The 9,188-nt window shown below is 67.0% G+C and carries 7 protein-coding genes and 1 pseudogene; 2 read left to right on the top strand and 6 right to left on the bottom strand.

Features of this window, described 5'->3' with window-relative positions:
- Positions 1–44: 44 nt before the first annotated feature.
- The 6 genes from RKE40_RS24365 to RKE40_RS24390 are packed head-to-tail and all read right to left on the bottom strand — an operon-like array spanning position 45 to position 6,097.
- Positions 45–1,097 carry an NAD/NADP-dependent octopine/nopaline dehydrogenase family protein gene (locus tag RKE40_RS24365; RefSeq protein WP_316020788.1) on the bottom strand — a complete coding sequence of 351 codons (1,053 nt, stop codon included), beginning with the start codon at positions 1,095–1,097 and terminating at the stop codon, positions 45–47.
- Positions 1,098–1,107: 10 nt separating this feature from the next.
- The gene (locus tag RKE40_RS24370) at positions 1,108–2,229 is read right to left on the bottom strand and encodes an NAD(P)/FAD-dependent oxidoreductase (protein ID WP_316020789.1); all 1,122 of its coding nucleotides are present in this window, start codon (positions 2,227–2,229) and stop codon (positions 1,108–1,110) included.
- Positions 2,230–2,269: 40 nt separating this feature from the next.
- A complete protein-coding gene (locus RKE40_RS24375; RefSeq protein ID WP_316020790.1) occupies positions 2,270–3,064 on the bottom strand; it encodes an ABC transporter permease in 795 nt (264 codons plus the stop codon).
- Positions 3,061–3,921 (bottom strand): ABC transporter permease, encoded by an 861-nt coding sequence (locus RKE40_RS24380; RefSeq protein ID WP_316020791.1) that lies wholly within the window; start codon positions 3,919–3,921, stop codon positions 3,061–3,063. The genes RKE40_RS24375 and RKE40_RS24380 overlap by 4 nt, the downstream gene beginning before the upstream one ends.
- A complete protein-coding gene (locus RKE40_RS24385) occupies positions 3,914–4,987 on the bottom strand; it encodes an ABC transporter ATP-binding protein (protein WP_316020792.1) in 1,074 nt (357 codons plus the stop codon). Before RKE40_RS24385 ends, RKE40_RS24380 begins: the two co-directional genes overlap by 8 nt.
- A 60-nt stretch (positions 4,988–5,047) precedes the next feature.
- Complete coding sequence (locus tag RKE40_RS24390) at positions 5,048–6,097, bottom strand: ABC transporter substrate-binding protein (RefSeq protein WP_316020793.1); 1,050 nt, start codon at positions 6,095–6,097, stop codon at positions 5,048–5,050.
- A 27-nt stretch (positions 6,098–6,124) separates the two neighbouring features.
- On the opposite strand from RKE40_RS24390, the gene RKE40_RS24395 reads away from it, so the two are divergent.
- Both RKE40_RS24395 and RKE40_RS24400 read left to right on the top strand, forming a co-directional pair.
- A complete protein-coding gene (locus tag RKE40_RS24395; RefSeq protein WP_316020794.1) occupies positions 6,125–7,189 on the top strand; it encodes a LysR substrate-binding domain-containing protein in 1,065 nt (354 codons plus the stop codon).
- Between the two features lie 555 nt (positions 7,190–7,744).
- Positions 7,745–9,188 (top strand): annotated as a pseudogene (locus tag RKE40_RS24400) (autotransporter outer membrane beta-barrel domain-containing protein); the annotation flags it as partial.

The following is a 9,188-nucleotide window of genomic DNA, read 5'->3' on the forward strand; positions in this document are numbered from 1 at the left end:
GCTCGCCAACCTTCGTCGTTATGGCGTCCCAATCGTCAGGGCGCTCAGGCCAGCAACTGGTCGCGTGAAAGCCCGGTTCTCGTGAGCTCGGGCAGAATGTCGTTGTCCTCAGCGAAATCGCGCCCGTAGAGCGCCGAGAAGATCGCAAGGCCCGCCTGATGCAACGGCATCGCCACGCCGGCGAGGCGCCCGAGTTCGGCCAGCGGCAGCAGCCCGAACGGGACATCCTCGAGCGTATAGCGGGTGTCGATGGTTGCCGGCCCCAGCGTCGTCGGCTGGGTTTCCGCCAGCATCCGGGAGGTCTCGCCAAGCGGGGCGTCCGGCACGCCATAGGTCAGCGAATAGTGCTCGCGCATCGTCCGGACGGTCAGGCCGAACGCTGCCGCCAGGGCGAGCCGCTCGGCATCGATGGCTTCGAGCAGGCGGCCGACCGCCATGGTCAGGTTCTCGCTCTGCCCCCAGGCTTCGCCCTTCTCCATCCGGGTGAAGTTGGCCAACGCCAGCGCCATGTGGCTCTGCGGATTAACGTTGCTCAGCGACACCGCGAGCAAGCCGTCTACGGCGCGGAAGCGATCGCCGAAGAGCTTTCGGCAGAGGTCGAGGCCGTCCTGGGCGAGCCGCCGCGGCAGGGTGGCGATGTCCACCTTGCTGCGGATGGTCGCGATCTTGACCGTGTTCGGCCCGGTTCGCCGCGAGCGCAGGATCGTGGTGCTGAGCGCGATGATCGGCACCTCCACGCCGCGCGCGGCCAGCAAACGCGAGAGGTAAAAGGCGCCGAGCGAGGCGTGCGAGGAGATGATGACCGGCTGTCCCGGCGACAGCAGCGGCGCCATCGCGTCCATGACGTGCTTGTGCCCGTTCGCCGGCAGGGCGATCACAACGGCGTCGGCGCCGTGAAGCGCAGCCTCACAGCTCTGCGCTACGCCGGGCCGGAACTCCCCCGTGATCTTGCCTTCGCTGACGAGCGGGGCGCCGGCGGCGAGCGCCTCCGTGCTCTTGCCCGAAGGCGACCAGAGCACGGCGTCATGCCCGTTCTCGGCGAGAAAGGCGGCGGCGGCGAAGGCGGCGGCGCCCGCGCCCATGATGGCGACACGCATCGGATCGTCCTCAGTTGAAGAAGCGGCTGGGGCGGAATTCGGCGAGCTCGTCGCACTCACGTCCATGGACGAGTTCGTCGGCGACGACCTCACCGAGGAAAGCGCCGAGCGTGACACCGCTGTGGGTGACCACGGCATAGTAGCCGGAGAGGCCGGGCACCGGGCCGACGGCGGAATAGGAGTCCTTCGGGATCGGCCGCGTCGCGATCCGGACCGCCTCGACCTCGACATTCTTCAGCGCCGGAACGGTCGTGATGGCGCGGCGCATCAGCTCTTGCGCCTGCGGGTGGGACGGCAGCGCGCCTTCATCGGTTGTCAGCAGCCGGTCGAGCTCGTTCGAGCGCAGCAGGAAGCGCCCGCCCCCATCGGGGCGCATATTGACCAGTGGCGTGCGCAGCGCACTCCTGAGCGACGTGCCGGCCGGCGGCGTGTAGGCGACGATACCCAGCGTCGGCACTAGCGGAACGCGATGCTGCGGGGTCTGGACGAGGTCGTTGAGCCAGCGACCGGCGCAGTTCACCACGACATCGGCCTCGATCGTCCGGCCGTCGCCCAGCACGACGCCGCTGCAGCGCTCGCCGGCCAGCACCAGGCGCTCGACGCGGCCTTCGACGAATGTCGCGCCATGCCGCTCCACAGCGGCTGCGACCAGGGCGCCGGAATACGGCACCGGGTCGAGCCAACCATCCTGGGGATAGTGGATGACCGGAGCGTTGCCGATCGCGTCGGGGTTGATCTGCGGCTCGAGCCTGCGGACGTCGTCGAGGCTGAGGACTTCGGCCGGATAGCCCCAGGCGACCAGCTGCTGCAGCTTGGCGAGCGGATCGGTGCCGTCGCGGCCGCCGGCTTCGGCTTCCGCATCCTGCCATTGCAGCACGCCCGGTCGATGGTACCAGCCCGCGCCGGGAAATTCGGCGAGGATGTCCTCATGAGCCTGGCGGCCGGCGAAGTTCAGCCGGAAATAGGCCTCCGAGGTCAGCTTCTCGCACGCGTTGACCCAGGCATAGGTCACGCTCGAGGTGCCGCCTCCAGGCCGCCTCGCCTCGATGACGGTGACCTCGGCCCCAGCCTGAGCCAGGCGATAGGCCACCGATGAGCCGACGACGCCGGCCCCAACAACGATCGCTTTCATTGTCCAATCCTCGGAAGATCAGGATGTGCCGGCCGGGCGTTCAGCCCTTGCCGACCAGGATGCGGTCAAGCCCGTAGATGCGGTCCACAATGGCCATGAGCAGGAAGGTCAGGAGGATGACGACGGTCGAGACCGACGCCACCAGCGGATCGATCGATTCCTCGATGTAGTGGTACATGCGCACCGGCAGCGTCATCGAGGACGGGGTCGTGACGAACACGGTCATCGTCACCTCGTCGAAGCTCTGGATGAAGGAGATGACCCAGCCGCCGGCGACGCCGGGGATCATCAGCGGGAAGAGCACGCGCCGGAACACCGTCCATTGCGAGGCGCCGAGCGAGATCGCGGCCCGCTCGATCGCCGGGTCGCTCGTCGTCAGCGCCGCCAGCACCAGCCGCAGCCCATAGGGGAAGATCACCAGCACATGCGCGCCGAGCAGCCCGATGAAGGTCCCGGTCGTGCCGATCTGGGTGAAGAAGCGCAGGAAGGCGACGCCGAGCACGACATGCGGGATGATCAGCGGCGACAGGAAGAGCGCGACGAAGCCGTCCCGACCCGGAAAGCGGTAGCGCGCCAAAGCGAGTGCTGCGGGCACGGCCAGCACCATCGCCAGGCTCGCCGAGAGGGCGCCGAGCAGGATGCTGAACCAGAAGGCGTCGATGAACTGGCTGTGGCGCAGGATCGCCCAGAACCAGCGCAGCGAGAACGAGGTCGTCGGCAGCGACAAAAGGTTCGAGGGCGTCAGCGACATCCACATCACCACCACCAGCGGCGCCAGCATGAATGCGACGAACAGCGTGTGGAACGCGACGGCGAAGGCTCCGTTGCGGCTCATTGCGCAAACCTCTGATAGCGCCGCTCGACGATGCGGTTGTAGGTGAGCATGATCGCGGCGTTGACGATCAAGAGGACGATCGCGATGGCGGCTCCCAGCGGCCAGTTCAGCGTGCCGAGGAATTCGTCATAGGTCGCGGTCGCCACCACCTTGAGCTGGCGCCCGCCGATGATCGCCGGCGTCGCGAAGGCGCTGGCGGCAAGGGCGAAGACGATCAGCGAGCCCGACAGGATGCCGGGGATGACCTGCGGCAGCACGATGCGCCGGAAGATCGTGAACTCGCTCGCCCCGAGCGAGCTCGCGGCCCGGATCACCTTGGGATCGAGGCGCTGCAGCGCGGCCCAGACCGAGATCACCATGAACGGCACCGCGACATGGACAAGCGCGATGACGACGCCCTGGACGGTGTAGAGCATCGGGATCGGGCCCGAGGCGAGGCCGAGCGCGGCGAGGACCTGGTTGATCACGCCGTTGCGGCCGAACAGCAGGGCCCAGCCCAGCGTGCGGACCACCACCGAGATCAAGAGCGGGCTCAAGGTCACGATCAGGAAGATCGAGCGCCAGGGCGCGCGCATGCGCGACAGGAAATAGGCTTCCGGAGCGCCGATCAGGATGCAGATCGCCGTTGTCGCCAGCGCGATGCCGACCGTGCGCAGGAAGATCGTGTGGTAGTAGGGATCGCCCAGTGTGTCGGCGTAATTGCCGAGCGTCAGGCCGCCGATCTGCCCGGTGTTCAGGTCGAAGGCCTGGAAGCTCAGACCCGCGATCATGGCGAGCGGCGTCACCAGCAGCGCTGCGAAGACCAGCAGCGCCGGCAGGCTCAGCAGATAGGGCGCGCGGCGCTTCGGGCTAGACACGGGGCGCCTCCGGAACCACGGCCGCATCCTCCGGCGTCCAGGCGATCGAGACGGTGTCGCCTTCCCGGAAGCGGGGCGCTCCGCGATGCGGCTCGGAGACCAGCACGCTGCCGAGCTCGGTCTGGATCGAAAACAGCCAGGAGCTGCCCTGGAAGACCCGCGACTGCAGGCGGCCGTCGACCGCGCCCGTACCGGGGAACCCGAGCTGAACCTTTTCCGGCCGCAGCGCGATCAGCACGGCTTCGCCCACCGGCACGGAGCAATGAAGTCGTCCTCCGACCTCGGCCGCGAGACCATCGATGCGCAGGCGCGCGACCGACCCATCCACCGCGGTCACCGTGGCCGGCAACTGCGAGGAGCGCCCGACGAAGGCCGCGGCGAAACGGCTCGCGGGCGCATCATAGAGCGTCAGCGGGTCCGCGAGCTGGACGATGCGGCCGGCATCCATCACGGCGATCTTGTCGCAGGTCGCGAGTGCTTCCGCCTGGTCGTGCGTGACCATGATCGTCGTGGTGCCGACGCGGCGCTGGATCGCGCGGATCTCGACCTGCATTTCCTCGCGCAGCTTGGCGTCAAGATTGGATAAGGGTTCGTCGAGCAGGAGCAGAGCGGGTTCGATGGCGAGCGCCCGTGCCAACGCGACGCGCTGCTGCTGGCCACCCGAGAGCTGACGTGGATAGCGCTCGCTCATCGCCGAGAGATGCACGAGGTCGAGGGCCTGGCGGATTGCCTGGTCGCGCTCGGCCCGGCCGATCCCGCGCATCTCCAGCCCGAAGGAGATGTTCTCCGCCACGGTCATGTGCGGGAAGAGCGCATAGCTCTGGAAGACGATGCCCATGCCGCGCCGGTTCGCCGGCACGCCCGCGAGGTCGCGGCCGTCGAGGAGGACTCGGCCGCTGGAGGGCTCCTCGAAGCCCGCAACGATGTTCAGCGTCGTGGTCTTGCCGCAGCCGGAGGGCCCGAGAAGCCCGACGAATTCGCCCGGCTCGATCGCCAGGTCGATGCCGGAAAGCGCCGTGAAGCTTGCGAAGCGCTTGGTCAGCGCTTCGAGCACGATTTTGGCCATTGCTTGGAAAACCCGTTCGGGACGTGTCCGGCCGGGCAAGGCCGGCCGGTTCAGGATTGCTCAGCGTTCGACTTCGCGATTCCAGCGCTGCGTCCAGGCGGCGCGGTTCTGATTGACGGTCGGCCAGTCGATCCGGGCGAGCTTGCCCACGGCTTCGTCACCGACCGCGAGCCCTTCCTTCTCCTGCTCTGTCAGCTCGGTCTTGCGATTGACCGGGCCATAGCCTGCCTTGGCGAAGACCTTCTGGATTTCGGGCGAGAGCATGTGCTGGATGAATTTCTGCGCCTGCGCGGGCATGTCGCTGTCGACCACGGGGCACATCGTCACCATCAGCGCCGCGGCGCCTTCCTTGGGCTCGACGGCCTGCAGCGGCAGCCCTTCCTTCTTCAGCGCAACGGCGCGCGAGCGAGCGACCACCGTCATCGCGATCTCGCCGCTCTGCAGGAGTTCTTCCAGCTTCGGGGCGGAGGGAGCGAAGGTCACGATGTTCGGGCGGATCTCATCCTTGAAGGCCTTGAATCCGGGGTCGATGCTGGCCTCGCCGCCGCCCTTGGCGCGCGCGACCATGATCAGCCCGTGCAGGCCGGTCGTGCTGGCGGCACCCAGGAGGGCAAGCTGGCCCTTGTAGGCGCTGTTGCCGAGGTCGCCCCAGGACGTCGGGACAGGAAGCCCCTTCTCCTTGAAGATCTTGGTGTTGTAGACCGGCGCCGTGACACCGATGCCAAACGCCATCGCCTGATCGGCCAATTTCGCGATCGGATAGATGTCCTCGAGGACCGGCGCCTTCTGGATCGGCGCGCAGAATCCGAACTGCACCGCCTGGTACATCGGACCGTCATCGACGATCGCGACATCGATCTCCTGCTTGCTGCGCTGAGCCTGCAGTTTTGCGAGCGTGGCCGTCGACTGACCCGCGACGTACTCGATCTTGACGCTGTTGGCTTTCTCGAAGGGCGGAATCACCGAATCCCGCATCAGGCGTTCGAACGAGCCGCCATAGCCAGCGACATACATGGTGTCCTGCGCGAGAGCGCCGGGCGCCATCCAGCCCGTGGCCGACAGCGCCAATCCGAGCGCGATCGAACAGATTCCGTGATGCAGAGACTTCATGCCAGCAACCCCTCGTTCTTGTCCTGATTGCCATCAGGGTTTCGGTCGGAGGGGTATCTGTCAATTGACGAAGTATGGATCGCTCGATCCGGATTTGATATGGGCGCAACTCTTCGTTCGGCGAGCGCTGCGGCTCGCCGAGCATCTTTTCGTCGGAGTATGAGGCGTTCGATCCCGGGGGGCTTTGATTTGACGCAAATTGGCCACAAGCACTGGGAGGCCTTCAACGCCGTGCTGCATGTCGGCAGCTTCACGCAGGCGGCGCGCCTGCTGCGCACCTCGCAGCCATCCATCTCGAGGCTGCTGAAGGAACTGCAGGAACGCCTGGGCTTTGCCCTGTTCACGCGGGCGGATGGACGCAGCTGGCCCACGGCGGAGGCACTGGCCCTGCACGAAGAGGTCGAGCGCAGCTTCGTCGGGCTGGAGCGCATCGCCGAGCGGGCTGCCCAGATCAAGGAGCAGCGCGTCGAGCAGCTCAGGATCGTCAGCATGCCGGCGCTCGCCCATCAGTTTCTGCCGGCCGCGCTCGCTCGCTTCCTGAAGCAGCACCGCGGCGTGGCGGCCGCCCTTCAGGTGCAGCGCTCCGAAACGATCGCGTCCTGGGTCTCGACCCGCCAGTTCGACATCGGCTTCGCGATGCTGCCGATGGAGAAGCCGGGCGTCGACATCGAGCTGTTCGATCCGGCGATCGGGGTTTGCGTGATGCTGCCCAACCATCCGCTTGCGGCGCGCGAGGTGATCACTCCACGAGACCTGCACGGCTTGGCCTTCGTCGGAAAGGGGCGGGACAGCTTTGCTCATCTGCCGCTGCAGCGCGCTCTCGATGATGCCGGCTCCATACCGGACATTCGCGTCGACACTCCCATCGCCGCCGTAGCTTGCGAGCTGGTCGCCAACGGTGTCGGCGTCACGATCACCGATCGCTTCACCGCTCGCGCTTTTGGCTCCAGGGGTCTCGTCTGGCGCCGGTTCGAGCCCGATGTGCCTTATAATTTCGGCGTGCTGCTTCCCTCACACAGCCAGCGGACCGAGCTCGTCGAGGAGTTCATTCGCTTCCTGCGAAGCGAGAGCCTGCGTTCCGGATCCTCGTAACTCCCGCGCGATCGCTCGCGATCTGATGACGTAGGCCCGGTGCATTGAGCCTGCGCTGCTCGACGACCGCCACCTCGGAAAGCAGGACCGCTGTCGGCGGATTCCTGGCAGCGGCTTATTGGCAGCGCCCCAAAAAGGAGGCGACCAGCAAGACGGTCGACACCAAGGGAATATCGATGGGTAACATCAAGATATTTCGAAACATCGGGGCATCTATTGAGGTGAGCGACAGATTTTCTCGATGCGCAATCAAGAAATAAAATATCATCTTTGTAAGTGCGTGTGATTCGATGCTCTGCCGACCCAGAGGCGCCTGCTCGTTTTCCAGATGATCGGGGGTGCGTGTCAGACTTGACCCGCCTTCGTGAGGGCTACGTCGAAATCACCGCCAGGACGCAGGTGTCGTTTGGGGCGGGGGAAGAGACTGTGAAGATTGAGCGCCGGAAGTCCAGCCTCCGTGCAGAGCCCTCCGCCCGGCGGGCAAGTTTCGCAAGGCAGCTCCTCTGCACTGTCAGCTGGGCCTCCTTCCTCCCCTTCCTGGCCACAGACCCAGCGTTGGCACAACAGGCTCCCGAGCAGGCCTCGATCGACCGGCGCATGCTCAGGGGCGCGAACGGAACGGCCGGGAGGGCGGGCTTCTTCGGCGTGGAGCGCCACGCCACGGACGGCGCGGCAGGGCCCGGGATATATCTGGAGAACTCCCTTTCCTCGTCCAAGGAAACGACCAAGGGCAGCGCGGTCCTCATCGGATCGACCGGCGGCTATGGCGGCGACGGTCCCTCGACCGGCTTCACCGATGTCGACGGCGGCCATGGCGGCAAGGGTGGCGAAGTCTTCGTCACGCAGACCGGCTCCTTGTCGGGCCTGGGCGAGCAGAAGGGGCCTCCGCTTCCCGGCACGCTCAACGATCCCTGGTTCCACAGGGATCCGCGCTGGTCGGGAGCGAAGGGCACGAGCCTGCTGCTGCTCTATTCGCACGGCGGCAATGGCGGCGACAGCAACGCCGCGATGGGCCGAGGCGGGGCGGGTGGAACCGTTCGACTCGACCTCCTCGGCTCGATCCAAACCGAAGGATCGAACTATGCCGGGGCATGGGCACGTTCGCTCGGCGGCGATGCCGGCGGTGGCGGAACTTCCAGGGATCAGGTCACGAATCTGACAGGAGGCGTCGGCGGCAGGGTGTCGATCGACGTCAGAACGGCCAGCACGATCGTCACCAGCGGCGCGAGCGCAACGGGCATCATTGCGGAATCGCTGGGCGGGGCCGGTTCTACCCGCGGCAACGCCTTCTTCTCGAAAGCCTACACCAGCAACGGTGGCGCCGGCGGCTTGGTCGAAGTGACCAACAGCGGCTCCATCACGATCAATGGCTCCAGCTCGGCCGGCATCCTCGCCCAAAGCATCGGTGGACACGGCGGCAACCAGGAGCACAGCGGCGGCCAGCCGGGTGGCGCCGGCGGCAAGGGCGGGATCGTCAAGCTCACGCAGTGGGGTGGCATCCTGACCCGGGGCGAGTACTCGTTCGGCGTCGTCGCGCAATCGCTCGGAGGGACCGGCGGACGAGGCGGCGGAGGCGTCTTCGGAGGCGGAGATGGCGGCATGGCCGGCGCCGGCGACGAGGTCATCGTCGCCAATTACGGAACCATCGATACCCATGGGCTGGGCGCGACCGCCATGGTCGCCCAGAGCGTCGGCGGCGGCAATGCGACCGGCGCCTTCCAGCTCGGCCGGATCAAGCCCGGCGCATCGACGACGAGCGGCGGCGAAGGCGGCTCGACCTTCTTCGGCTCCGGTGGCGCAGGCGGCACTGGCGGCAAGGGCGGCCAGGTCATGGCCAGCAATCTGGGGGCCCTGTCGACCAGCGGGAAGGAAGCCTATGGCATGCTCGTCCAGAGCGTCGGCGGCGGCGGCGGCGCCGGTGCGTCCTCGCAGACCCTGGGCTTCGCCGTCAGCGTCGCGGTAGGCGGTCACGGCGGGGGGGGCGGGAAAGGGGGGGGGG

This window comes from Allobosea rubneri, from assembly GCF_032464875.1.
GTDB lineage: Bacteria > Pseudomonadota > Alphaproteobacteria > Rhizobiales > Beijerinckiaceae > Allobosea > Allobosea rubneri.

What these genes read in the sequence shown, in the direction of transcription:
- RKE40_RS24365 (WP_316020788.1), bottom strand. Translation starts at nt 1,097, where the DNA reads ATGCGTGTCGCCATCATGGGCGCGGGCGCCGCCGCCTTCGCCGCCGCC.
- RKE40_RS24370 (WP_316020789.1), bottom strand. Translation starts at nt 2,229, where the DNA reads ATGAAAGCGATCGTTGTTGGGGCCGGCGTCGTCGGCTCATCGGTGGCC.
- RKE40_RS24375 (WP_316020790.1), bottom strand. Translation starts at nt 3,064, where the DNA reads ATGAGCCGCAACGGAGCCTTCGCCGTCGCGTTCCACACGCTGTTCGTC.
- RKE40_RS24385 (WP_316020792.1), bottom strand. Translation starts at nt 4,987, where the DNA reads ATGGCCAAAATCGTGCTCGAAGCGCTGACCAAGCGCTTCGCAAGCTTC.
- RKE40_RS24390 (WP_316020793.1), bottom strand. Translation starts at nt 6,097, where the DNA reads ATGAAGTCTCTGCATCACGGAATCTGTTCGATCGCGCTCGGATTGGCG.